Annotated in this window: 25 protein-coding genes; 10 read left to right on the top strand and 15 right to left on the bottom strand. The window is 68.9% G+C overall.

Annotated elements, in window-relative coordinates:
* Window positions 1-70: 70 nt before the first annotated feature.
* Window positions 71-2,107, bottom strand: coding sequence for a M13 family metallopeptidase (locus CDO81_RS12000; RefSeq protein ID WP_206602099.1), 2,037 nt, complete (start codon window positions 2,105-2,107; stop codon window positions 71-73).
* Between the two features lie 234 nt (window positions 2,108-2,341).
* Between CDO81_RS12000 and pepF the strand changes: the two genes are divergently transcribed.
* Window positions 2,342-4,198, top strand: coding sequence for an oligoendopeptidase F (gene pepF / locus CDO81_RS11995; RefSeq protein WP_088483456.1), 1,857 nt, complete (start codon window positions 2,342-2,344; stop codon window positions 4,196-4,198).
* A 28-nt stretch (window positions 4,199-4,226) separates the two neighbouring features.
* Here pepF and CDO81_RS11990 read toward each other — a convergent pair whose 3' ends face one another.
* Complete coding sequence (locus tag CDO81_RS11990; protein WP_088483455.1) at window positions 4,227-5,012, bottom strand: GDSL-type esterase/lipase family protein; 786 nt, start codon at window positions 5,010-5,012, stop codon at window positions 4,227-4,229.
* Window positions 5,013-5,136: 124 nt separating this feature from the next.
* Between CDO81_RS11990 and CDO81_RS11985 the strand changes: the two genes are divergently transcribed.
* Window positions 5,137-5,805, top strand: coding sequence for an ion channel (locus tag CDO81_RS11985; RefSeq protein ID WP_088483454.1), 669 nt, complete (start codon window positions 5,137-5,139; stop codon window positions 5,803-5,805).
* Window positions 5,806-5,818: 13 nt separating this feature from the next.
* Here the strand turns inward: CDO81_RS11985 and CDO81_RS11980 are convergent, their stop codons facing one another.
* From CDO81_RS11980 to CDO81_RS11965, 4 genes are all read right to left on the bottom strand, one after another.
* The gene (locus tag CDO81_RS11980; RefSeq protein WP_088483453.1) at window positions 5,819-7,075 is read right to left on the bottom strand and encodes an acyl-CoA desaturase; all 1,257 of its coding nucleotides are present in this window, start codon (window positions 7,073-7,075) and stop codon (window positions 5,819-5,821) included.
* 12 nt (window positions 7,076-7,087) lie between these two features.
* Window positions 7,088-7,441, bottom strand: coding sequence for a metalloregulator ArsR/SmtB family transcription factor (locus CDO81_RS11975; protein ID WP_088483452.1), 354 nt, complete (start codon window positions 7,439-7,441; stop codon window positions 7,088-7,090).
* 68 nt (window positions 7,442-7,509) lie between these two features.
* On the bottom strand, window positions 7,510-8,094 hold the full coding sequence (locus CDO81_RS11970; protein ID WP_241516969.1) for a histidine phosphatase family protein: 585 nt from the start codon (window positions 8,092-8,094) through the stop codon (window positions 7,510-7,512).
* A 65-nt stretch (window positions 8,095-8,159) separates the two neighbouring features.
* Window positions 8,160-10,094 (bottom strand): acid phosphatase, encoded by a 1,935-nt coding sequence (locus CDO81_RS11965; protein WP_241516968.1) that lies wholly within the window; start codon window positions 10,092-10,094, stop codon window positions 8,160-8,162.
* A gap of 293 nt (window positions 10,095-10,387) precedes the next feature.
* On the opposite strand from CDO81_RS11965, the gene CDO81_RS11960 reads away from it, so the two are divergent.
* Together CDO81_RS11960 and CDO81_RS11955 are read left to right on the top strand one after the other, a co-directional pair.
* Entirely contained in the window at window positions 10,388-11,611 is a 1,224-nt protein-coding gene (locus tag CDO81_RS11960; protein ID WP_088483449.1) for a CaiB/BaiF CoA transferase family protein, read from the top strand.
* Between the two features lie 7 nt (window positions 11,612-11,618).
* Complete coding sequence (locus CDO81_RS11955) at window positions 11,619-12,011, top strand: VOC family protein (protein ID WP_088483448.1); 393 nt, start codon at window positions 11,619-11,621, stop codon at window positions 12,009-12,011.
* 9 nt (window positions 12,012-12,020) lie between these two features.
* Here CDO81_RS11955 and CDO81_RS11950 read toward each other — a convergent pair whose 3' ends face one another.
* Window positions 12,021-13,610, bottom strand: a complete 1,590-nt coding sequence (locus CDO81_RS11950) for an oleate hydratase (RefSeq protein WP_088483447.1) — start codon at window positions 13,608-13,610, stop codon at window positions 12,021-12,023.
* Between the two features lie 185 nt (window positions 13,611-13,795).
* Between CDO81_RS11950 and CDO81_RS11945 the strand changes: the two genes are divergently transcribed.
* Window positions 13,796-14,662 (top strand): ParB N-terminal domain-containing protein, encoded by an 867-nt coding sequence (locus CDO81_RS11945; RefSeq protein ID WP_088483446.1) that lies wholly within the window; start codon window positions 13,796-13,798, stop codon window positions 14,660-14,662.
* Here the strand turns inward: CDO81_RS11945 and CDO81_RS11940 are convergent.
* The 3 genes from CDO81_RS11940 to CDO81_RS11930 are packed head-to-tail and all read right to left on the bottom strand — an operon-like array spanning window position 14,652 to window position 16,088.
* On the bottom strand, window positions 14,652-15,464 hold the full coding sequence (locus CDO81_RS11940) for a crotonase/enoyl-CoA hydratase family protein (protein ID WP_088483445.1): 813 nt from the start codon (window positions 15,462-15,464) through the stop codon (window positions 14,652-14,654). The two genes, CDO81_RS11945 and CDO81_RS11940, sit on opposite strands and share 11 nt — an antisense overlap.
* Window positions 15,465-15,468: 4 nt before the next feature.
* On the bottom strand, window positions 15,469-15,867 hold the full coding sequence (locus CDO81_RS11935) for a type II toxin-antitoxin system death-on-curing family toxin (RefSeq protein ID WP_088483444.1): 399 nt from the start codon (window positions 15,865-15,867) through the stop codon (window positions 15,469-15,471).
* A complete protein-coding gene (locus CDO81_RS11930; protein ID WP_088483443.1) occupies window positions 15,864-16,088 on the bottom strand; it encodes an AbrB/MazE/SpoVT family DNA-binding domain-containing protein in 225 nt (74 codons plus the stop codon). The genes CDO81_RS11935 and CDO81_RS11930 overlap by 4 nt, the downstream gene beginning before the upstream one ends.
* A 110-nt stretch (window positions 16,089-16,198) precedes the next feature.
* Between CDO81_RS11930 and ureE the strand changes: the two genes are divergently transcribed.
* The 5 genes from ureE to CDO81_RS11905 all read left to right on the top strand — a co-directional run bounded on the left by ureE (window position 16,199) and on the right by CDO81_RS11905 (window position 19,863).
* Entirely contained in the window at window positions 16,199-16,852 is a 654-nt protein-coding gene (gene ureE / locus CDO81_RS11925; RefSeq protein WP_088483442.1) for an urease accessory protein UreE, read from the top strand.
* Window positions 16,853-16,990: 138 nt separating this feature from the next.
* A complete protein-coding gene (locus CDO81_RS11920) occupies window positions 16,991-17,590 on the top strand; it encodes an outer membrane beta-barrel protein (RefSeq protein ID WP_088483441.1) in 600 nt (199 codons plus the stop codon).
* Window positions 17,591-17,667: 77 nt separating this feature from the next.
* A complete protein-coding gene (locus tag CDO81_RS11915) occupies window positions 17,668-18,390 on the top strand; it encodes an urease accessory protein UreF (protein ID WP_338153598.1) in 723 nt (240 codons plus the stop codon).
* Window positions 18,387-19,034 (top strand): urease accessory protein UreG, encoded by a 648-nt coding sequence (gene ureG / locus CDO81_RS11910; protein WP_088483440.1) that lies wholly within the window; start codon window positions 18,387-18,389, stop codon window positions 19,032-19,034. The genes CDO81_RS11915 and ureG overlap by 4 nt, the downstream gene beginning before the upstream one ends.
* Window positions 19,027-19,863, top strand: coding sequence for an urease accessory protein UreD (locus CDO81_RS11905; RefSeq protein WP_088483439.1), 837 nt, complete (start codon window positions 19,027-19,029; stop codon window positions 19,861-19,863). The genes ureG and CDO81_RS11905 overlap by 8 nt, the downstream gene beginning before the upstream one ends.
* Window positions 19,864-19,909: 46 nt before the next feature.
* Here CDO81_RS11905 and CDO81_RS11900 read toward each other — a convergent pair whose 3' ends face one another.
* From CDO81_RS11900 to CDO81_RS11880, 5 genes are all read right to left on the bottom strand, one after another.
* Entirely contained in the window at window positions 19,910-20,677 is a 768-nt protein-coding gene (locus CDO81_RS11900) for a TerC family protein (RefSeq protein ID WP_088483438.1), read from the bottom strand.
* Window positions 20,678-20,788: 111 nt separating this feature from the next.
* On the bottom strand, window positions 20,789-21,769 hold the full coding sequence (locus CDO81_RS11895; protein WP_241516967.1) for a GlxA family transcriptional regulator: 981 nt from the start codon (window positions 21,767-21,769) through the stop codon (window positions 20,789-20,791).
* Window positions 21,762-22,340 (bottom strand): cysteine hydrolase family protein, encoded by a 579-nt coding sequence (locus tag CDO81_RS11890; RefSeq protein WP_088483436.1) that lies wholly within the window; start codon window positions 22,338-22,340, stop codon window positions 21,762-21,764. The genes CDO81_RS11895 and CDO81_RS11890 overlap by 8 nt, the downstream gene beginning before the upstream one ends.
* An 85-nt stretch (window positions 22,341-22,425) precedes the next feature.
* A complete protein-coding gene (locus CDO81_RS11885; protein WP_088483435.1) occupies window positions 22,426-23,439 on the bottom strand; it encodes a 2-dehydropantoate 2-reductase in 1,014 nt (337 codons plus the stop codon).
* Between the two features lie 11 nt (window positions 23,440-23,450).
* Window positions 23,451-23,993 carry an Mpo1 family 2-hydroxy fatty acid dioxygenase gene (locus CDO81_RS11880; protein WP_088483434.1) on the bottom strand — a complete coding sequence of 181 codons (543 nt, stop codon included), beginning with the start codon at window positions 23,991-23,993 and terminating at the stop codon, window positions 23,451-23,453.
* Window positions 23,994-24,010 lie beyond the last annotated feature (17 nt).

Here is a 24,010-nt window from a genome sequence, read left to right as displayed (position 1 = left end):
GGGGATTGGGCGGGCCTGCACCGCAGGCCCGCGTGGCCTCAGTGCCGGCGCAGGGCCGGGTCGGTCGGCCTCACCAGATCACGACCCGCTTGTCCTCCGGACGCACCATCGCATCGCCCGCCTTGCAGCTGAAGGCCTTGGCAAACGCCGGCATGTTGGACGGCGCGCCATTGGTGCGGAAGCCGGCCGGCGCGTGCGGGTCGGTGTTCAGGCGCACCAGTTGCGCTTCGGGGCGGATGGCGCCGGCCCAGACCTTGGCCCAGTTCATGAAGAAGCGCTGGTCGCGGCTCAGGCCGTCGAGCATCGGGTCCGGCTGGCCGGCCGTAGCCTTGACCATCGCGTCGTAGGCCATGTTCAGGCCGCCGAGGTCGCCGATGTTCTCGCCCAGTGTCAGGCGGCCGTTGGCATGCTTGTCGGGGTATTGCGGCAGTGGCGCGTACTCGTCGGCCTGGGCCACCAGCTTGTTGGCACGGGCCTCGAAGCGCTGGCGGTCCTCGGCCGTCCACCAGTTGGCGTTGTTGCCCTCGCCGTCGAACTGGCTGCCCTGGTCATCAAAGCCATGGCCCGCCTCGTGGCCGATGACGGCGCCGATGCCGCCGTAGTTGATGGCGTCGTCGCCCTTGGCGTAGAAAAACGGCGGCTGCAGGATGGCGGCCGGGAAGTTGATCGTGTTGGTGGAAGGGCTGTAGTAGGCGTTGACGGTCTGCGGCGTCATGCTCCACTCGTAGCGGTTGGTGGCCTTGCCGATCTTGGCCAGTTGGTGACGCTGGTTGAAGACACGTGCCGCGCGCAGGTTGGCGTAGTGGCTGTCGGGCGTGACGCTGAGACCGCTCCAGTCGCGCCATTTGTCCGGGTAGCCGATCTTGGGCAGGAAGGTCTGCCACTTGGCGATCGCCTTGGCCTTGGTCTCGGGGCTCATCCAGTCGAGGTTCTCGATGCGCGCCTTCAAGGCATTGCGCACGTTGTCCACCAGTTGCTGCGCGCGCACCTTGGCCTCGGGGGTGAAGTACTGCTTCACGTAGAGCTGGCCCAGCGCCTGGCCCATGCTGCCGTTGACAGCGGCGAGGGCGCGCTTCCAGCGCACTTCCTGCTCGGGCGTGCCGTTGAGGGTCTTGCCGTAGAAGGCGAAGTGCTCATCCTGGAAAGCCTTGGCCAGCGCGGGTGACGCGCCGTCGATGGCATGGAAGGCGAAGTAGGCCTGCCACTGCGCCACCGGGGCCTCGGCCAGCAGTTGGTCGAAGGCCGCGAAGAACTTGGGCTGCGACAGCGAGAAGCCGCCGGCGCTCTTGATGCCGGCGTCCACCTTCATGACCTTGAAGTACTCGGCCCAGTCCCAGTGCGGCGTGAGCTGGTTGGCTTCTTCCACGGTGACGAAGTGGTACTGGTTCTCGGGCTTGCGCAGCTCCACCCGCAGCAGCGAGGCGGCGGCGAGCTGGGTCTCCAGCGCCATCACGAGGTTGGCGCGCGCCTGGGCCTGCTCGGCGGGCGCGCCCGTCAGTTCAAAGAGCTTGGCGATATGGGCCACGTACGCGGTGCGCAGCTTGGCGTATTCGTCCTTGCTGTAGTACTCCGGGCCGGGCAGGCCCAGGCCGCCCTGGTTGGCGAAGGCGATCTGGCGCTTGGCGTTCTTGTAATCGGCACTGACGCCGAAGTTGAAGGTGCGGCCCTCGGCGCGGGCATGGGCCTGGCGCAGCCAGGTGACCACGTCGGCGTGCGTGGCCAGGGCGTCGATGGCGGCGAGGTCCTTCTTGATGGGGTCAAAGCCGGCGCGTTCGATGGCGGCTTCGTCCATGGCGGCGCGGTAGATCCAACCAATCTTCTGCTCGATGGAGCCAGGTGCCGCCTGGTCGGCCGTCCGCGCCGCGTTCTCGACGATGTCGTGCTGCGCGTTCAGGCTCTTCTCGGCCAGGGCGTCGAAGCTGCCCCAGCGGCTCTTGTCCGCCGGGATGGGGTTGGCCTGGATCCAGCGGCCGTTGGCCCAGGCGTTGAAGTCGGTGCAGGCCGACTGGGCCGGGTCGACGTCGGGCACGAAATCAGGAACAGCCGCGGCGCGGGCGAGGCCAGCGCAGCACAGGGCAGCGGCCAGGGTGATGGCGCGAAGGGTCACGCGAGTACTCCGTACGAGGGCAGAAAAGCGAAGCGCGCACCATAGCCGTGGGGCATCGGTGCAGGCCATGCTGAAAGTCACCGCGCTGTGCAAACCTCGGTAAACCTGGGCCGCGCTGCGTGTTGCTGACCCGGCGGTGCCTGCGTCGCGTCTCGGGTTTGCCTGCTGTCACTTCGGTCAGCGAGGGCGGCTCGCGCGACACTGCTGGCTTTTCATGCTTTCGCGGTCCAACTCATGAAGCACCTGCCCCTCTCTCGTGCCCTGGCCCTCAGCCTGGCCCTGGCCCTCGGCGGCCATGCCGCCGCGCAGACCCCATCGCTGCCCACCGTCTGGAACCTCAGCCCGCTGTATGCCAGCGATGCCGACTGGGACACCGCGCGCAAGGGCCTGCTCGCCGACCTGCCCCGGCTCTCGGCCCTGAAGGGCAGCCTGGGCAAGAGTGCGAAGAGCCTGCTCGCCGGGCTCGACGCCATCAGCGCCGCCAACCTGCGCTACGACCGGCTGCGCGTGTACGCCAGCATGAAGCAGAGCACCGACAACCGCGATGCCGCCAACCAGGAGCGCAGCAACCTGGCGGCACAGCTGGGCGGCCAGTTCAGCAGCGCCATCGCCTGGCTTGAGCCTGAGATCCAAGGGCTGGGCGAGGCCAAGGTCAATGCCTTCCTGAAGGCCGAGCCCGGCCTGAAGAAACATGCCGAGCACCTGCGCAACAGCCTGCGCCAGGCCCGCCACACGTTGAGCGCCGAGACCGAAGCGGCCATCGCCGCGCTCGCGCCCGTGCGCAGTGCCACAGGGGACGCACGCACGCTGCTCTTCAATGCCGACACGCGTTGGCCCGAGCTGACCATCCAGGGCAAGACGGAGCGCGTGGATGACACCCGCTACGGCCTGCTGCGCCAGCACCCCGACCGCGCGGTGCGCAAGCAGGTGTTCGATGCCTTCTTCGGTGCCATCGGCCAGTACGAGAACACCTACGGCGTGACCCTGGGCAACGTGGTGCAGGACGACACCACCATGGCCCGCCTGCGCCGCTACCCGAGCGCGGTGGCCATGAGCCTTGGCGCGGAGGACATTCCCGAGGCCGTCTACCGCACGCTGGTGGCCGAAGTGCACCAGGGCCTGCCCACGCTGCACCGCTACTTCAAACTGCGGCAGAAGATGCTGGGCCTGCCGGACCTGCACTACTACGACATCTACCCGGCCCTGGTCACCCAGACCAAGACCTACAGCCTGGATGAGGCCGCCGCCCTGACGCTGGCGGCCACCCAGCCGCTCGGCGAGGACTACCAGAACCTGCTGAAGACCACGTTCAAGGCCAACACCATGCATGCGCTGCCGGCGCCCGGCAAGAGTGGCGGCGCCTACCAGGATGGCGTCTATGGTGCGCCGCCCTTTGTCTTCCTGAACCACCAGGGTGAGTTCGAGTCGGTCAGCACCTTCGCGCATGAATGGGGCCACGCCATGCACACCGCGATGGCCAACCGCGCCCAGCCTTACGAGACGGCCAACTACTCGCTCTTCATCGCCGAGATCGCCTCCACCGCCAATGAAGTGCTGCTCAGCCACTACATGCAGGGCCAGGCGCGCAGCAAGGAAGAGAAGCTCTACCAGCTCGGCTACGCGCTGGAGCGGCTGCGTGCCACGTTCTTCCGCCAGGCGATGTTCGGCGAGTTCGAGCTGAACACGCATGACGCTGCGGCCAAGGGCGAGGCCCTGAACGGCAAGCGCTTCACCGAGATGTACTGCAAGCTGCTGAAGGAATACCACGGCGACGCGGCAGGCGTCATGAAGATCGACCCGCTGTACTGCCAGGAGTGGGCCTTCATCCCGCACTTCTACCGGCCGTTCTACGTCTACCAGTACGCCACCTCCATCACCGCGGCGCTGCACTTCGCGGAGGACGTGCTGGCCGCCAAGCCGGGCGCCCGTGACAACTACCTCAAGCTGCTCGCCAGCGGCGGCTCGATGCCGCCCTACGAGGCGCTCAAGAAGGCCGGCCTCGACATGGCCAGTCCCGCGCCCTACCGCGCCGTCATCCAGCGCATGGACCGGCTGATGGACGAGATGGAGGCGCTGCTCGCGGCCAAGTGAGCTGCAGCCCGCAAAAGCCGCGTCGGGGTCAGATCAGCCCGGCGGCCTTCAGCTCGGGCTTCCAGCGCTTGGCCAGTTGCCGAAACCCGGCTGGCGTCGGATGCAGTTCGTTGGCCCAGTCCGTCGGCGCGAGCGTGCCGCGCTGGTCGACCAGGCGAACCACACCGGCCGGGTAGCGTGCCTGCAGGGCCTTCAACGCGGTCCAGTAGGTGTCGATGCAGTGGTTCACGACGCTCTGCTGCAGCGGCCGGGGCACCTGGCACATGTCCATCGGCACCCGCAGCCACTGGCCGAAGCCCAGGAAGCCCAGGCCGTTCGGGTTGGCATAGTCGTACCCATGCAGGAACACCGGCTTGCCGGGCAGGTGCTGCTGCACGAGGTCGATGGTGCTGGCGTGGGCCGTCGTGACGGTCTTGAACAGCGCGTCGGGTTCACCCGGCTTGAAGCAGGCGGCCGCGGTGGTGGCGTTGCTGCAGTTGGGCAGCAGCAGCGGCACAAAGTCCTCCGGCCCAGCGAGGTCGTTGCCGCCGCCTGAGACCAGCACGGCCTCCAGGGTCTTGCCATAGCCCTTGACGGTGTTGAGATCCCACTCGAGCTGCTGGCGGATGGCACCGCTCGTGTACTCGGTCGCTTCTGCGCCATTGGCACCACGCACCAGGATGATGTGATTGCGGCCCTGGTTCATGAGCTTGTGCAGCCCGACCAGCAGGTTGCTCTTGAGGTACCAGAACCATGAGTCCCCCACCGCCAGCACCGTGGGAAACACGGCTTCCTGGCTGAGTTCCTGTTCATTCCAGACGGGTCCATTGATCATGGCGAGGTCTCCTTTGACGTGGCGTGAGCGGGGCGGAGACTCATTCTGGGCAGGCGGCGCGGCGGCCGCTTCCTCAAGCTTGTGGGCTGCATGACTGCGCGGTGCGCGCCATCACAATGCCGCCATGCAACTCCGCCACTTGCGCTACCTGGCGCTGACCCGCCGCCATCCGTCGGCCATCCTGCTGCTGGTGCAGCTCGCTGGCCTGCTGCTGTATCCGCTGCTGGACGGCACGCAGGCCGGGCGCCTCACGCTCAGCGCCTTCGGCGTGGCGGTGCTGGTGGTCACCACCCGCATGGTGCGGCGTACACCCGGCCTGACCTGGGTGAGCGCCTGTCTGGCGCTGCCGGCCATCGTGATGCTGGTGCTGCAGGCGGTGTTCGACCTGCCGGCCCTGCTGCCGTGGTCGGCAGCCCTGGAGGCGCTGTTCTACTTCTACGCGGCCGGCAGCCTGGTCGCCTACATGATGGAAGACGCCCGCGCCACCACGGACGAGCTCTTCGCGGCGGGTGCCACCTTCACCCTGCTGGCCTGGGCCTTCACCTACGCCTTTGTCGTTGTCCAGGTCATCGAGCCCGGCAGCTTCATGGCAGCCCTCAACCCCGAGCAGCCGCGCAGCTGGACGGAGCTGATGTTCCTGAGCTTTGCGCTGCTGTCCAGCACCGGCATCGGCGATGTCATCCCGGTGCGCCCGCTGGCCCGCGGCCTGGCCAGCCTGGAAATGCTGGTGGGCGTGATGTACCTGGCCGTGGTGGTGTCGCGCCTGGTAGGACTGACGCTGCTGCGGCGCTGAGCTTGCCGTGAGATCAGGCCACGGTCAGCCGCACGCGTGCGGATTCGAGGGCCGCGGCGGCAGGCAGTAGTGCCCGGGCGATGGCGTGAGCCGCAGCACCTCGCCGGGCCACCGCCACGCACAGGGCTGGCAGGCCCCGCACGACGATGCCGACCGTGGGGTCGTGCAGTTCCAGACGCGCCAGCTGCTTGTCGACATGCAGCTTCTGGCCGGTCATGGCCTGCAGCCAGCGCGCCGGCACCGAGGCCCCTGGGCCCTGCAGGTGCAGCGTGCGCCCCGCAGTCGCACGCAGCTGCCCTCGCAGCGCCGGCAGGTCCCGCCAGCCGCCCAGGCTGGAGTGGGCAGGCGCTGGCTGCGGGGTCAGGGCGCGCAACTCTGCCCGGGCGGGCAGGTCTTGCGGCAGGCGCAGGTCCCAGACGAGGCCTGCACGCCGCAGCGCCAGCAGCATCCACCAGCCAGGGTCCCACTCGCCGGCCTGCAAACCCAGACGCGCGGAGCCCGGGAAGGCGTGGTGGTTGTTGTGCCAGCTCTCCCCCATGGTGAGTAGCGAGGTCCAGCGGATGTTGCGACCCTGGACGGCAGCACCCTCCACGACGTGGTGCATGCCTCCTGCGTTGTGGGCAAAGTGGCCGATCAGCCAGTGCCCGATCACGCCAGCGCAGATGCGTGCGCAGACGCCCCAGCAGACCCAGCCCCAACCCCCCAGCGCGAGCAGCAGTACGGCCGGCGGCAGCTGCTGCCACATCCAGGTCCGGTCCAGCCAGGCATAGAAGCGGTCCTCAGCCAGCCGAGGCTCGATCGAGAGTCGCGGCGGTCGCGTGAGATGCAGCTCGCAGTGCAGTTGCCACCAGGCGTCGCGCCAGAACGTGGTGCCATGGCGCAGATAGGGGTGGCAATCGGGCAGGCGCTGGGCGTAGTCCCGCAGCTCATGCTGGCGCAGCAGCGACAGCGGCCCGGCCAGCCCGACCTGCACGCCAAGGTAGACCAGCACGCGCGCCAGCCAGCGAGGGCAGCGATAGCTGCCGTGGATCAACAAGCGGTGACTTCCCAGCGAATGGCCGAGCAGCAGCACGGCACCGGTCGCCAGCAGAAACACGGTGATCGACGACAGGCTGAAGTAGAACCACGCCCCCGCCACCGCACCCGCCGCATGGCCCAGCAGCCACAGCGACTTGGCGGGTGAGTAGCGCACTTGGCCCGCCAGCAGGTCCTGCGGCGACGCGGCCTGCACTCGATGAAAGTCCAGTGACGGCACAGGGGTGGGCGGCATGGTCGGCGTCCTTCAGGAACGTGTGGCCTTGGGTGGGGTGGGCGTGACCTTGCGGGTGCGCGCCGAGGCCTGCGCCTTGGCCTCCCGCTTCAGGGGCCGGCCCACCGGGCAGACCTCCATGGCGTAACCCGTGAGGCTGGTCACCAGGTTGTCGGCATTCAGCGCGTACAGCACGAACTGGCCCTGGCGCCGACTCGTCACGAGCTCCGCGGTCTCAAGGATGGAGAGATGGCGCGAAATCGCAGGAGCGCTCATCTCGAACCGTTCGGCCAACGCTGAGGTGCTCAGCTCGCCGCCTGCCAGGTAGGCCAGGATCTGCCGGCGGGGTGAAGACGCCAGTGCTTCAAAGACGCGGTCAAGTTGCATGAAACCAAGCTATTAACTCATTTGTTAATAGCTTAGTGCGTTGCCGCGTCACTGGCAAGCGCGCCTTTTCAATGTGCCGGCGGCGGATCGATGCGGCCCAGCACGGCGAGTTTCCCGTCACCGAAGCGCAGGGCGACACCCTCGCCTGACGACGGGAAGACGCCCGTCAGACCCGTGATGTTGACCTGGTGCGTCACGACCACCAGCACGCCCGGCCCCCGCCAGCCCGACAGCCGCTGACGAGCCTCGGCCAGGCTCTCGGCCTCGCGGTCGGCCTGCTCGAAGAAGGACGCGAAAGCGGCCTGCGGCTGCACCTGGGCTGAGGGGAAGGCGAGCCGCGCCGTCTCCAGCGTGCGGCACCAGGGGGACGACCAGACGGCGCCCACGGGCAGCCGGCCCAGGCGCTGGCGCAGGGCATCGCCGATCTGCCGCGCCTGCTGGCGGCCCTCGTCGCTGAGGTTGCGCTGGGTGCTGCAGTCGCCGAGCTTGAAGCCGGGTGGGTCGCCGCCGCCGGGCGCCAGCGCGTGGCGGTACAGCACGATGTCGCCATCGCGCAGGTCCAGCGCCCAAGCGGATGACGCAGGCAGGGCGAGCAGGGCCAGAGCGCCCAGGGCGCCTCGAAGGCCCACGAGTGCAGCGAGCAGGCTTTTCATGCGCCGCATTTTGTGAGTTGGCCGGGCAGGGCGCTGGTCTCTGCGGGATTGGCCCTGCCGCGGGGTCAGACGCCGTCCAGCCTCACCTGCACGCCGTCGTCCAGATAGATCACGGTGACCTTGCTGAAGCCGGCCACGCTGACCGACGCGAAGCGGCCCTTGCGCTGCGAGCCCTTGATGACGGTGAGGGTGTCGCCCACCTTCGGCGTGACGCCGGCAAAGCTGAGCTTGAGGTCGCCGCCGGCGACCGTCAGCGCGCCGGCCAGCTTCAGCCGGCCACCGTCGTTGGCGTTGAGCACCAGGCTCAGGCTGCCTGCGGTTTGCGTGTAGCCGCCGCCCACGGCCAGCGTGCCAGGGCTGGCGACCTCGAGCGTGCCACCCTTGACGAACACATCGCCCGTGCCGAAGGCGGCGTTGCTGTCCGCAGCCAAGGTGCCGGCAGCGAGCACCGTGCCGCCGCTGTAGGTGTTGGCGCCGCTCAGGCGCAGCATGCCGCTGCCCAGCTTGGTCAGGCGACCCTTGCCACCAATGTCGTTGCGCCAGCTGTCCCGCGCACTGAAGCCGCCCTGGGCCGCGTCCATGGTCACGCTGACGTCACCGTTGAAGGCGGCGTAGCCATCGGCCGCGGCGAACAGGTTCAGGCGCCCCCAGCCTTCGCCGTCGTTGCCCAGCGGCAGGCCCGAGTCCAGCGCCGTGGTCTTGAGCACCACGCGCCGCTGGTCGGCGCTGAGGTAGGGCAGGCGGGTCTCCAGCAGCACCTCGGCACCCTTGGGCACCGTGGCAGGCTGGCCCGCGGCGCCGGTGGTGCCCAGGCCATAGGTCAGGCGTTGCAGGTAGGCCTTGCGCCAGGCGGCGGTGTCGGCAAAGCGGTCGTAGTCGGTCGCGGCGGTGTCCGTCGTCTTGGCGGTGTGGGCGTAGCTGTTGAGTGCGACCGCATCGGCCACGCCGGCCTGGCCGATGAGGTAGTTCTGCGCCTGCGCGAACGCCGCCGCCTTGACGGTCGGCGTGTAGTAGGCGGCGCTGTTCAGGCTGTAGGCCACGACGGCCGTGGCTTGCACGCGGCCGCCCATCACGTCCAGCGGCGAATGCATGCCGGCCAGGATGCGGTTCTCGCCCATCTCCATCGCGCGGGCCACCAGCTCCTGGTAGCGCTGCGGCACCAGGTAGGCCATGGCCAGGGTGTTGCGCCAGGCTTCGGCGGTGTGGCCGCTGGGGAAGCCGCCATCAGTGGTCGGCGTGCTGCTCTTGGCTGATTCCAGCGCAGGCACGACCTTGACGTCGCTGCTCCAGCGCCAGGGGCGGGCGTACTTGTAGAAGCGCTTGGCAGGCTCGGTGGAACCGTCGGCGATGTTGCCGATGAAATCCACGGCCAGGCCCAGCCGGGCGTTGCTGGCCGAGCCGACGCCAAGGTTGTTGCCCGCGTCGTTGACAGCCGGCGTCACCGGCTGGTTGGCGTCGACCGCGGCGATGGTGGTCGTCTGGCCGGTGCCGGCGCGCCACACGCTGGTCAGCGGGCCCATGCCGTCGCTGACGCTGTAGCCCTTCTGGCGCCGGTCATCGAGGTAGGCCGCCAGGGCCTGCGCAGGCGTGCGCGCCTGGGTGACGGTCTTGACGTAGTTGATGTTGGCGGCGTGGATGGCCGCGTTCTTCACCGTCCCGTCGGTGGCATCGCCCGGGATGCCCGTCCAGGGCGAGGCGGTGACGGCTGGGCAGCCGTTGGCGGCAGCCAGCGTCACGCCGGCATCCACCTTCAGGCTGCTGGGCGTCCACACGTCCAGAAAGCCTTGCAGCACGCGCACGCCGGCATTGGTTTCGAGCGTGACCTGGCAGGGGTTGTTGCGCTGGTTGCTGGCGCCGTTGTCCACATAGGCCAACGTAGTGGGCACGGGGGCGGTGTCGGCACTGCCGACGCCGGCCGGCTCGGTCGGCAAGGTGGTGATGCTGTCGTCATAGCCGTCGTTGCCGTTGCAGGCGGCCAGCGCCAGGGCGGCGGCGAGCATCAGCACAAGCAGGCGAGGGCGGGGGGCGTGTTGGCGAGAAGGGCGGGCAGAAAAGGCAGGCGCGAGCATGAAGGGGTACGGGAAAGGTCGGAGGTGAAGGCGCGGCAGTCTGTCGATCCGGCATGACGGCGTCGTGACGAAGCTGCGTGCGGAGCTGCGGTTAGCAAATCTTCAAACTCGACCGGCTGGGGCCCGGTGTGTTGGCGTCTTGCTGATGCGCACTTCGCCGCCGGCCAACCCGGCTCGCGCAGATGCGCAGGACGCCGGCCGGCGGTCCGGCGCACACTGGCGCCATGACGCACGCCACTGCCTCCACCCCCGTCGCCAGCCCCGCCGCCCTGGCTGGCCTCAAGGTCATCGAGCTGGGCCAGCTCATCGCCGGGCCGTTCGCCGCCAAGACCTTGGCCGACTTCGGTGCCGAGGTCATCAAGATCGAGCCCCCCGGCGGCGGGGACCCGCTGCGCAAGTGGCGGCTGCTGCTGGACGGCACCTCGGTGTGGTGGCAGGTGCAGTCGCGCAACAAGCGTTCACTGGCCCTGGATCTGCGCACGCCCGAGGGGCAGGACGTGGTGCGGCGGCTGGCCGCCGAGGCCGATGTGCTGATCGAGAACTTCCGCCCGGGCGCGATGGAGGCCTGGGGCCTGGGCCCCGAGGTGCTGCAGGCCGCCAACCCGCGCCTCATCATGCTGCGCGTGAGTGGCTACGGGCAGACCGGCCCTTACCGCGACCGGCCGGGCTTCGGCGTGGTGGCGGAGGCGATGGGCGGCCTGCGGCATCTGACCGCCGAGCCGGGCCGCGTGCCGGTGCGGGTGGGCGTCAGCATCGGCGACACGCTGGCCGCGCTGCACGGCGTGATCGGCATCCTGCTGGCGCTGCAGCACCGCCATGCCAGTGGCCGAGGGCAGGTGATCGACGTGGCGCTGTACGAGGCGGTGTTCAACTGCATGGAGAGCCTGCTGCCCGAGTACAGCGCGTTCGGCGTGGTGCGCGAGGCCGCGGGCAGCGCCATGCCGGGCATCGCGCCCACCAACGCCTATCGCTGCGCGGATGGCGGGTATGCCTTGATTGCCGGCAATGGCGACAGCATCTTCCGCCGCCTGATGACCTTGATCGGCCGTGACGACCTGGGCCAGGACCCCGGCCTGTCCGACAACGCCGGGCGCGTGGCGCGCGTGGGCGAGATCGATGCCGCCATCAGCGACTGGGCCGCGCAGCGGCCGGTGGAGGCGGTGCTGCAGGCGCTGGCCGGGGCCGATGTACCGGCGGGCCGCATCTACACGGTGGCTGACATCGCCGCTGACCCGCATTACCAGGCGCGTGGCATGCTCCAGCAGGTGCAACTGCCCGATGGGCGCTCGCTGGCCGTGCCGGGCATCTGCCCCAAGCTGTCGGCCACGCCGGGCCAGCACCGCCGCAACGCGCCGTCACTCGGCCAGGACTCCGAGGCTGTGCTGATGGAGCTCGGGCTCAGCCGCGAGCAGGTGGCGCAGTTGCGCGCCCAAGGCATCGTCCATTGACCGCTTCATGATCGACCATCTCGACCACCTCGTCCTGACCACCGCGCGCCCCGAGGCCTGCGTGGATTTCTACACCCGCGTGCTCGGCATGCAGCTGGAGACTTTCATTGGCGGCACGCCGCCGGTGGAGCGGCGGGCGTTTCGCTTCGGCCACCAGAAGATCAACCTGCACGTGCAGGGGGCCGAGTTCGAGCCCAAGGCGCATCTGCCCGTACCGGGCGCGCTGGACCTGTGCTTCATGGCGGCCATCCCGCTGGAGGCTGTCATCCAGCAGCTGCAGTCGCACGGTTGGCCCATCATCGAAGGGCCGGTGCTGCGCACCGGCGCCACGCGCAAGATCCGGTCGGTCTATGTGCGCGACCCCGACTTCAACCTCATCGAGATTTCGGAGCCGGCCTGATCGCTCGCGTCAGCTGAAGGCCGCCGCCAGCGCATCCAGCCCCACCTTGGGGTCGTGCAGGCCCTGGTAGATCGCAGGGATGGGCTTGTCGATGCCGAACAGGCCGTACACCGCGTGCATGGCGCAGTGCACCGAGTACTCGACGGTGTAGACCGTGTCGTCCGGCAGCTCCACATGTTGGCCGAGGAAGGCAAAGTTGGCCGCGCCCACCGGCAGCACCCGCGGTCGGTCGGCCGGCTTGCGCGGCGCGAACATGGCTGAGGCATAGGGCAGCATCACCGGCGTGACGTCAGTGCTGGCCAGGGCTTCGTCGCGGATGTCGTCGAAGCGCAGGTGATGCAGCAGCTCCTGCAGCAGTTCGCGGCCACTGCACTGCGCCATGGGCTTGCGGACATGGTTGCCCGGCGCGTCGATGAACAGCCCGTAGCCCCAGGCCGTGAACGTGTCGGCGGGCATGTCCGGGAAATGCGGCTGGTAGGGCACCACCAGCGACATCAGCCAGTTGGAGTCGACGAAAGTCATCAGCGCGCCGGTGCCCGGCTCGTTGCCGCTGAACCGGGCAATGCGGTCCAGCAGCGTGCGGCCGTGCATGGTCAGCGTGAACGACTCCCATTTGTTGTCGTCGACGTTGAAGAAGGTGTGCGGGCGGCCGAAGTCGTCGGCCTTGCGCGCCAGCGTCTCCCACAGCGACCAGGCGCCATCACGCCGGTCGCGGATCAGCTCGGGCGCGTCGCTGTTGCTGCCGTAGGTGGCGTCGGCCGTGATCGAGCCCAGCGTCACGAGGCAGGCGTCGCCGTCCGCCAGCGCGATCGCCTGCGGGCCTTCACGGGTCAACAGATGCAGTCGGGTGGCGCGGCGCCGGGCCGGGTCGGACTGATCGAAGTCGATGTCGGTCACCCGGTGGCCGAAGCGCACGTCCACGCCCTGGTCCAGCAGCCAGCGCTGCAGCGGCACGGCGATGGAGTCGTATTGGTTGTAGGGCGTGCGGCGCACGCCGGCGAGGGTGTGCATGCGCGGGAACTCCTGCAGGAAGCGCAGGAAGTAGCGGCGCAGCTCGATCGCGCTGTGCCAGTTCTGGAAGGCGAAGGTGGTACGCCACATCTGCCAGAAGTGGCTCTCGAAGAAGTGCGCCGAAAACAGCTCGTCGATGCGCCGGGCGCCCAGCAGCGCCTCCGGGGTGGCCAGCAGGCGGGTGAGTTCGGCGCGGTCGCGGCCATCGAGCCCGTAGTGGCGGGCGTCGAGGATGCGGGCGCCATCGCCGATCAATCGGGCATGGGCCTCGGTGCGCACCTGGTCATTGAAGGCCACGATCTCCTGCCGCACCGACAGGCCTGGCCGCTCCAGCGACGGGATGCCGTCCAGCAGGTTCCACAGGCATTGGTAGACCTCTTCACACAGCATGCGCCCGCCGCGGGTCACATAGCCCGGCTGCGTCGGAGAGGTGCTGCCGTCCAGGCAGCCACCGGCCAGGCCGAGCTCTTCCAGGATGTGGATGCGCGCGCCGGGCATGCCGGCATCGCGGATGAGGAAGGTGGCGGCCGCCATTGAGGCGATGCCGCCGCCGACGAGCCAGACGTCGGCGTGCTTGGGGTCGAGCATGGTGTGAAGCAGCCAGGGCCGCCTGCAGTGAAGTTGCCTCACTCTAGGCAGCAGCTCGCGCGCCGGCTCTGACCTCCGTCAAGTCAAGGCGTCAGGGTTGCGGCCGCCAGGCCGCGGTGGCGAGGGCCTGCCGAGGGTCTCTAGAATCCGCCCCCTTTCGCCCTCCCGCTCCGCATTCGTCGCCCATGGACATCGTCGTCAACGAAGAACTCAAGGCCTACATCGAACCCTTGACGCCCGAGGAGCATGACGCGCTGGAGCGCAGCATCCTGGCCGAAGGCTGCCGCGACGCGCTGGTGCTGTGGGGCGATGTGCTGGTGGACGGTCACAACCGCTATGGCATCTGCCAGAAGCATGGGCTGCCGTTCCAGACGGTGCAGAACCCACGCTTCAAGTCCATGGAAGACGTGCACCTGTGGATGATCGACCAGCATCTGGGCCGGCGCAGCCTGTCGGACTACCAGCGGGGCGTGTTGGCCTTGCGCAAGCGCGAGATCGTGGCGGAGCGGCGGGCCCGGCGGGCCGCGGTGGAGTCAGGTGCCGTGGCGGCGCCCGAGGCACCGGCAGCGCCCGAAGTGGTCGCAGCCCCGGAGGCCGCGCCGGCGCCGCTGCCCCCGCAGGACAGCCTGGAGACCCGCGAGGCTCTGGCCCGCGCCGCCCGCCTGAGCAGCAGCCAGGTGGTGCTGATCGAGAAGATCCAGAAGCAGGGCGCGCCGGAGCTGGTGGCCGCGGTGAAGGCCGGGGTCGTGTCCATCAACGCGGCAGCGGCAGTGGCCACCTTGCCTGCTGAGGAGCAGGCGGCTGCGGCAGCGGCGGGCGCCGAGGAACTGAAGCAGGCAGCCAAGCGGGTGCGTGAGTCGCGCCGCAAGGCGCCTGCGCCTTCACCCGCCCCCGCCGCTGACGAGACGCCAGGGCGCACCGACGAGCCCGTCGCCGAGGCCAGCGTCACCGCCCTGCAGCAGCGCATTGCGGCGCTGGAAGCCGAAAACGCCGCACTGCGCGAGGAGCTGGCAGCCCTGAGAGCGGCGCAGACGTCGTCGCTCAGTTCCTGAAGGCTGGCGTGGCGCCCTTGCCAGCCATCATGGCCTTGCTGAGGTCTTCGCTCATCAGCATGGCGGCGTTCCAGGTGGCGATGTAGTTCAGTCCGTCGGCCACGGAATGGTCGCGAGCGTAGTTGAGCTGCTCCTTGGTGCCACGGATGCTCAACGGGGATTTGGCGGCGATGGTCGCGGCCAACTCATGCACACCGGCCTGCAGGGCCTCACGGCTGTCGTACACGCGGTTGACGAGGCCGATCTGCTGCGCCTCGGTCGCCTCGACCCGCCGTCCGGTGTAGGCCAACTCACGGACCAGGCCCTGGCTGCCAATCAGCTTGGGCAGGCGCTGCAGCGTGCCAACGTCCGCCACCATGCCGATGTCGATCTCCTTGATGGAGAAGTAGGCGTCGGCGCTGCAGTAGCGCATGTCGGCGCAGCAGATGAGGTCGATGCCGCCGCCCACGCAGGCCCCGTGGATGGCCGCCAGCACTGGCTTGCGGCAGCGCTCCAGGCTGGTCAGCGTGTCCTGCATGTCGAGGATGACGCGCCGCAGTGCCTCGCGCGTGCGGCCGTCGCACGGGTCCTGGATCTGAGGTGCCAGGCCCATCATCATGGCCAGGTCGATGCCGGCCGTGAAATGCCGGCCTTCGCCGTCCAGCACCGCTACGCGGGCGTCGACTTGGCCGTCGATCCAGTCAAACGCCAGCCGGATGTCCTGCCACATCGTGGCGTTCATGGCGTTGGCCTTGTCGGGCCGGTTCAGGCGGACGGTGGCGATGTGGTCCTGGACGGTGAGGGTGAGGGTTTCGAGTTGCATGGTTTCAGCAGGGTGAGGCGTGCTCGCGCAGCCATTGCGCGAGCGTGGGTTCATCGATGTCGCCGGCGGCAACGGCCAGCATCGTGAGCGTGGCACTCGCATCGTCGGCGGTCAGCTGGGTGCCATTGAGGATCAGGAAGAGTTCCATCGCCACATAGGCGGTGCGCTTGTTGCCGTCGACGAAGGGATGGTTCTTGGCCAGACCTACAGCGTAGGCGGCTGCAAGGTCGAAGACATCAGGGTTGCCGTAGTGAGCCAGGTTCTGGGGGCGCGCCAGTGCCGACTCGAACAGGGCCTGGTCTCGTGTACCCGCACCGCCGCCATGCTCGGCCAGTTGCTCCAAGTGCACGGCCTGCAGCACCTCGGCATTGAGCCATCGCCAGCTGCGCGGCGGCAGGCTCATTTGGCGAGCTCATGCAGGACGGCGCGCCGCTTCTTCATGATGTCGCGGGCGGCGTTCATCTGCTCTTCGAACTCGGGGCTGTAAGGCGTCAGGAGCACCCCGTTGACAGCCTCGGAGAGGAACAACACGTCGCCCTTCTCCACCTTGAGCCGTGCGAGGACCTCTTTGGGCAGGATGACGCCAACGGAATTCCCGATTTGAGTCAGTTTGAGCGCACTCATGAGTCACCTTGGTTATAACAAGCGTTATATCGATGCTAGTCCAGGCGGTGGTGATCGGGCAAGCCGCCTTGCTGGGTAACGGCCCGCCCCGGCCCGGTCACAATCACGCCATGCTGACCGTCGACAAACTCGTTTCCCAAGGCCGTGGACTGGCTTCCGTGCTGCTCAAGCGGGCGCACACCGTTGAACTGGACTGGGACGTGCGCCAGAAGAGCCGCTTTCAGGCCGAAGACTCCAGCGGTCGCACCTTGGGCGTGTTCCTGCCGCGCGGCACGGTGGTGCGCGGTGGCGATGTGCTGGTGGCTGCTGATGGCTCCTTGGTCGTCGTCAAGGCGGCGCCCCAGCCGGTGCTGCAGGTGCGGCACTGCACCGAACATGGGTCGCCCTTCGACCTGCTGCGGGCGGCCTACCACCTGGGCAACCGGCATGTGCCGCTGGAGTTGCAGCCCGAGTTGCTGCAGTTCGAACCCGACCCCGTGCTGGCCGACATGCTGCGCCGCCAGCACCTCATCGTGACCGAGGCAGAGGCGGCCTTTGAGCCCGAGGCCGGCGCGTATGGGGAGGGTGGCGGTCATGCGCATCATCACCACGACCACGACCACGACCACGACCACGGCCACGGCCACGGCCATGGCCACGCGCACGATCATGGTCATGATCACGCGCCAGCAGCGCCGGCCGTCGCCGGCAAGCCGCTGAGCATCCCGGTGAAGGTGCATGACGCCGGCCACGTGCACGGCCCGGGCTGCGGCCACGATCACTGAGCCTGAGAGCGCCTGGGCTGGCGGTCAATTGACGTGGGCCGGTTCGCCGCTTCATGGATGCGTTAGCATGACTGGCGTCCTTTGATCTGCCGGGAAGGCGGATCACGTGGCGACACGTCTTCACGCACAGGGAGCCTCATGGCAAGACTTTCTCTCATCGCGGCGGCGCTGATGGCCGCCTGCCTGCCCGCTTTTGGCCAATCCGCATCTCCCAACCTGGCGGGTGCCAACGACATCGAAGTCCAGGTCGGCACCGGCAAGGTCAGCCTGAGTTGCCCCGCCAACGTCACCTGCAGCCGGGTCGATGCCAGCGGGGTGGTGCGTTTCGGTCATCGGTTCGACCCCGCCTGGTCGTTCGAGGTCAGCTACAGCCGAATCGATGCGGACTGGGGCTTCCTGGTCTACAACTATTCGGCCGAGTACACGGGCTTTGGCGTGGGCGCGGCTTATCGCGTGCCGCTGGCTGACAGCGTCGCGCTCAAGTTGCGCGGTGGCATTGCGGCCAACGAACTCAAGCTGCAACCCGCGGTCGACCTGGGCAAGAACAACCCGGGCACCATCTCGACCAGGTCGGTGAAACCTTACGTGGGCCTGGGCCTGTCGTGGCAGTTTGCGCAGCACTGGCAGGCGAGTCTTGGCCTGGACTTGACGCGCGCCGACCTGCGTGACTCGCCGTCGTCGCCCAAGCAGTCCGTGACGGTGCAGACGGCAGGCGTGGGCATCGGCTTCAGTTTCTGACCCGGGCAGACCGGCTACGAGGCCGGTGTGCCCGATGGGTAGGCGGCGCCTGCCTATGATGGGCGGGATGACAGTTCATGCGCAGCATGGCCGGCCGGCCGTTGTTGCGCCTCGCCACCATGAGCCTTGACGCCACCCCGCTGCTGCACCTCCTCTGGCTCGCATCGCCCGCGCTGCCGGTGGGCGGTTTCAGTTATTCCGAAGGGCTGGAGGCGGCGGTGGATGCCGGGCTGGTGCATGACGAGGTCAGCGCCGGCAGCTGGCTGTTGAACCAGCTCGAACTCGTGCAGGCCCGCGCGGAGCTGCCGGTGGCCGCCGCCGCCCATGCCGCGACGCTGGCGCTCGATGGTGCCCGGCTTGCCGAGCTCAATGCCTGGGTGCTGCAGACCCGCGAGACCAGCGAAAGCCTGCAGCAGACCCAGCAGATGGGGCGCAGCCTGCTCGTGTGGATGCAAGGCCTGGTGCCCGACGCGCCCGTGTTGCCCTGCCTCCAGGGGCTCAAGCCCGCGCCGACCTGGCCCGTGGTGATGGGCGCCGCCGCGGCGTCGCGCGCCACGGCGCTGGAGCCCGCCTTGACGGCCATCGCCTTCGGCTGGGCCGAAAACCTGATGCAGGCCGCGGTGCGTTGTGTGCCCCTCGGTCAGACGGCGGGGCAGCGCCTGCTGGCACGGCTCGTGCAAGCCATTCCGACAGCCGTGGCGACCGCGCTGGCCACGCCCGAGCCGATGGCCTTCGCGCCGCTGCTCGGCGTGCATGGTGCCCGCCACGAAACCCAGTACTCACGCCTTTTCCGCTCATGAACGCTCCGCTGCATGCCATTCCCCGCCGCACCAAGAAACTGCCGCCATTGCGCGTCGGGGTGGGCGGTCCGGTCGGATCGGGCAAGACGACCCTGGTCGAGATGCTCTGCAAGACGATGCGCGACAAGTGGGACCTCGTCGTCGTCACCAACGACATCTACACCAAGGAAGACCAGCGCCTGCTGACCGTGGCCGGCGCGCTGGCGCCTGAGCGCATCATGGGGGTGGAGACCGGCGGCTGCCCGCACACGGCGATCCGCGAGGACTGCTCCATCAACCTGGAGGCGGTCGACCGCATGCTGGAGAAGTTCCCGGATGCGGACATCGTCTTCGTTGAAAGCGGTGGCGACAACCTCGCGGCGACCTTCAGCCCGGAGCTGTCCGACCTGACCATCTACGTGATCGACGTTGCCGCTGGCGAGAAGATTCCGCGCAAGGGTGGCCCCGGCATCACCAAGAGCGATCTTTTCGTCATCAACAAGACCGACCTGGCGCCGCACGTGGGTGCTGACCTGGACATCATGCGCAGCGACACCGCACGGATGCGGCCGGTCAAGCCCTGGGTCATGACCAACCTCAAGACCCGCGAGGGCCTGGCCGAGGTGGTGGACTTCATCGAGAAGAAGGGCCTGCTGGTTGGCTGACGCGGTCCGTTGGCCAGCCCGGCTGGCCCTGAGTGCCACGCGAGACGGCGAGGCCACCCGCGTGCACGCCCGCCACGACGGGCCGTTGCGCCTGCTCAAGACGCTCTACCCCGAGGGGCGGGGCGTGGCGCATGCGGTGCTGGTGCACCCGCCAGGCGGCTTGGTCGGGGGGGACCGGCTGGACATCGATATCGACGTCCAGCCCGGCGCTCATCTGCTGGTGACCACGCCAGCCGCCACACGCTTTTACCGATCGACCGCGGGCGCCGCCACGCAGGCGGTGCAGGCTCGCGTGGCGACGGGGGCGCGGCTGGAGTGGCTGCCGCAGGAGACCCTGGCCTACCCCGCCTGTGATGCCCGCAATGAGGTGCGCCTCACGCTGGCGGAAGGCGCCAGCCTGTTCGCGACGGAAGTCTTGGGCCTGGGGCTGCCGGCTGCCGGCGAGCCCTTCGACCGCGGTCGGCTGCTGCAGCACCTCGAAGTCACCGGCCAGTGGCTTGATCGCGGCTGGCTGGATGCTGCGGACCGTGCGCTGCTTGACGGCCCCTGCGGCCTGGCTGGGCACGGGGTGCTCGGGACCTTGGTCTACGCACAGACCGAGGCCCTCTCGATGGCGCCGCTCCTGCTGGACGAGGCGCGGGAACTGCTCGACGCCGTGCCGCGCTCCGGCGTCACGCATCTGCAAAGTCCCGGAGGTGCCTTGCTGCTCGCGCGGGTTGTGGGCGATGACGTCGAGAGCGTCACGCTGGCGCTGCGGCGCGTGCGGGCCTTGTGGCGAGATCGGCTCTGGCAGCTGAGCGCGGCAGACCCCCGCATTTGGGCGACCTGAGAGGTAGTCGCTGCCGGGCCGACACCGCGGCCGCGTGCTGGGCCTGTCAGTCGTCGCCGCCCGGGATCTGCTGGCGCAGCTTGACCTTGCTGTCGGAGTTCTTGCGCATCTTGATGTTCATCATCTCGACGCCCAGCGAGAAGGCCATGGCGAAGTAGATGTAGCCCTTGGGCACATGGTGGCCGAAGCCTTCGGCGACCAGCACCACGCCCACCACCACGAGAAAGCTCAGCGCGAGCATCTTGATGGTCGGGTGGTTGGACACGAAGCGGCCGATCGGGCCGGCGAACAGCATCATCAGGCCCACCGAGCAGACCACCGCGGCGATCATGATGCGCACGTCGTCGACCATGCCAACCGCCGTGATGATGGAGTCCAGCGAGAACACCAGGTCGATCACCATGATCTGCAGGATGATGGCCGCGAAAGCCGCCTTGGCCTTGGCGCCGGCGCTGCTGTGGTCTTCGTCCTCGCCTTCCAGCGACCCGTGAATCTCGCCGGTGCTCTTCCAGATCAGGAACAGGCCGCCGCCGATCAGGATGAGGTCACGCCCGGAGATGGGCCGGTCGAAGACGGGCAGCGTGAACAGCGGCTCGACCATGCCGACGATCCAGGCCAGCATCAGCAGCAGGCCGATGCGCATGAACATCGCGGCGAACAGGCCGAGCCGGCGGGCCACTTCCTGGCGGGCCTTGGGCAGCTTGTCCACCAGGATGCTGATGAAGATGATGTTGTCGATGCCCAGCACCAGTTCCAGCGCGGTGAGCGTCAGGAGGGCGATCCAGGTCTGCGGATTGGTCAGCAGTTCGAGCATGGCGGTGCTGGGTCTCGCGTGGAAAACCGCGCATTGTCGCGAGCGGCCTCTGGCTCTGGGTGAAGGCTGGAGCTGAAGGACGCTTCGGTTTTTCTTGTGGTGTGAGGCTTGTCAGCGCGCTGCCCGGCGAGCGGCAGACGGCGTGCCCGGCCAGCCTGCGGCGGCCCAGGCGCGGCGCAGCTGCAGCTCCGTGCTGAAGCCGGCTGTCTCGCTGGCCGCGGCAACGCTCGCGCCGGCCTCCAGGGCGCGCCGCGCCACGGCCAGCCGCACGCCGCGCACGTAGGCCTGCGGGCTCACACCACCATGTTGGGCGAACAGGCGGCTCAAGGTGCGCGGGGTGGTCGCGGCGAAGGCCGCCATGCGCTCGATGGACCAGTCCTGCGCCGGGGCCTCGCTGACGGCGTCCTGCACGCGGTGCAGCCGCGCGCTGAGGTGCTGCCGGTGAGCCAGCAGGGGTGAGAGTTCCGGGTCGGCGGGGCCGCGCCGCAGCGCCACGGCCATCTGCTCGGCCACGCGGGCGGCGACCAGTTCCCCGGCGTGCCGGGCAATCAGGTGCAGCGCCAAGTCGATGCCTGCCGTGACGCCGGCGCTCGTGAACACTTCGCCGTCTTCCACGAAAACGCGGTCCTGCAGCACGGTGCAGCCGGGCGCGAGCCGGGCCAGATCGTTCAGGTGTTGATGGTGCGTGGTGGCGCGGCGGCCGGCCAGCAGCCCGGCGCGTGCCGCCAGCAGGGCGCCCGAGCAGACGGTGACCAGGCGCAGCCCCTCGCGCCCGGGCGACAGCCGGGCCAGCCAGGCCATCAGGGCTTGCGGTGGCTGGGGCTGGCGCTGCTCGGCGGCCGAAGTGCGCCCCACCAGCACGACCCAACTGCCCAGGGGCAGGGTATCGGGCAAGGGCTCCAAGGCCTGCAGCTGCACGCCGACGGAGCCGGTCGCCTCGGCATGCGCGCTGACGAATCGCAACTCGAAGGGCTCGGCTGCCAGCTTCAGCGCGGTGATCTCCAGGCTCGCCAACCGCAGGGCTTCGGCCGGGCCGGCCCAGTCGAGCACCAGGCTGTGGTCCTGGAGGACGAAGACGACCTGTTTAGGCAAGGGCCGGTTCCTCACGCGCCACCGCCTGCAGGGCAGCTTCCACGCCGAGCACCCGCGCGAATCGGCCGGCCAGTACGGCGGCGGTGCGGGCGCGGAGCTGGGCCGGGGTCAGGGGCGAGCCGTCAGGGTGCTGCATCGTGAACGTGAGTGTCGCCTCGGGCACGTAGATCACGTCCCAGCCCAGGTCGCTCGCGTGGCGTGTGGTCGTCTCGCAGCACTGCTCGGTCCGGATGCCGCTGATGACGAGTCGGCCCACGCCCTGCTGCGTCAGCCACACGTCGAGCCCACTGCCGACGAGGGCGCTGTGGCGTGTCTTGTGGACGGTGAGGGCGGGTTGGAAGTCGCGCAGGCCGTCCAGCGGACGCACCAGGCCGCTGGACAGGCTGAAGGGATCCGCGCCGGTGGGATCGGTCTGCACATGGAACACGCGCACGATCGGCAGGCCGGCCGCCTCGAAGCCGTCGATCAGGCGGTTCTGGGCTGCCAGGTAGGCGGGAACCTCGGCAGGCTCGAAATAGGGGCGGTGGGCGAAGGACTGCTGGACGTCGATGACGAGGAGGGCGGTGGTCATGGAGAACCTCGGGGAGTTGAGAGGTCCTCAGTGTTCCGCTGCCGTGCATGGCGCGCCACGCAGCGGCAGACGTTCATCGATCAATTCAGGACATGCCAAGCGCGCGCAGCAGTTCCCGCGGCGAGTAGGGCTGGCGGCGGCTGGGCCAGCCTTGCACCAGGGCGAGCATCCGCTCGTTGAGTGGCGCCTGACGGCCCAGGCTGTGCGCCAGTCTCACGATTTCGCCGCACAGCGCGTCGATCTCCGTCACGCGGCCGGCCGCCAGGTCGTCAGCCATGCTGGAACGGGCCTTGGCATCGATGCGCAGCATGCGCGCCGCGGCGAGGCGTAAGACGAGCGTGGGCATGCGCAGCAGCAGGATCAAGCGCCGCGGTGGCAGTGGGGTCATCTGCGCGATGGAGCGTTGCGCGGCGTCCAGCAGATCAAGTGCCTCCTCCTGAAGCGCCGCAAACACGCGCCGGTAGCCCCGCTGCAGGAGCTCCTCGCGCAGCGGCAGGCCGGACAGCGCGTTGACCGGGTTGTTCAGGTTGATCAAGAGCTTGCCCCATTGCACCGGGCGCAGGTCCGCATGCAGCTTGACCCGCATCTGCACCCGCGACAGCGCCGTCTGCCAGGCCACCAGCGCGGTGTCGTGCGACTCTCCCTGCACGGCCAGTGCACCCGCAGTGCCGCGGTGATAGTGGCCGGGCGACAGCTCCGCGATGTTGTAGGGCACCATGCCGGCGTGCCAGCGCAGTTGCGGCGCCACCGCCTGAGCGGCGTCCGCATTGCCGATGCCGTTCTGCAGGCTCACGACCGGTGTGCCCAGCGGCAGGGTTAGTCCGAGCGCCGTGGCGGCCTCCACCGTGGCGCCGGACTTCACGCACAGCAGCACCAGGTCGGGCTTGAGCTCGGGCGGCAGGGCTTCATGCAGCCGCAGGTCCAGCGCGGGGATGTGCCGGTCCCGCCCGTCCTGGTCGGTCAGGCGCAGGCCGTGCTTGCGCAGGCCCGCCAACACGCGCGGCCGGCCCACGAAGTGCACCGGCACGCCGGCCAGTTGCGTCAGCCCACCGACGAAGCAGCCGACCGAGCCGGCACCCATCACCAGAATGCCGGTCATGCCCGGCGCGTTCAGATCGGATGCGCCAGGTCGCGCAGATGGGTCGGGCCGACGCGCTTTTCGATCTCGTCGAGCAGCCCGCGGCCCCAGCCCAGCATGAACAGCGCTTCACCGACGACGAACATGGGGCCGACCAGCAGGCCGACGAGGTCGTCCACGAAGGCCGGCTTGCGGCCCTCGTAGTAGTGGCCGATGAACTGGAACACCCAGCCGATCACGAAGCTGCCAAGGCCGATGATGAGCCAGCCTGCGGTGGTGGCGGTGTGCACCAGCGTCATGGCCAACGCCGTCAGCACGCCATTGACCACGGCGGTGGCCAGGCCCAGCGCCAGGTTGCCGCGTGTGAGGTACCACAGCGTGCTCAGCGCCCACAGCACGATGGCCGCGTTCATCGGGGCACCGGCGGCCGTGAACTCGGCGCGCGCCAGCAGGGCGCTGATGGCGAAGACGATCAGCGGGATGCCGATGAAATGGGTCGCGATGTTGCGGCGGTCGCGGTGGTAGGCGGCGTACTGGGCCATCAGGTCGAGTGCGGAGCGGAACAGGCTGGCCATGGCAAGACATCCCTGGA

The organism is Roseateles puraquae (assembly GCF_002205845.1).
Lineage (GTDB): Bacteria > Pseudomonadota > Gammaproteobacteria > Burkholderiales > Burkholderiaceae_C > Pelomonas > Pelomonas puraquae.
This window is presented reverse-complemented; position numbering and strand designations above follow the sequence as displayed.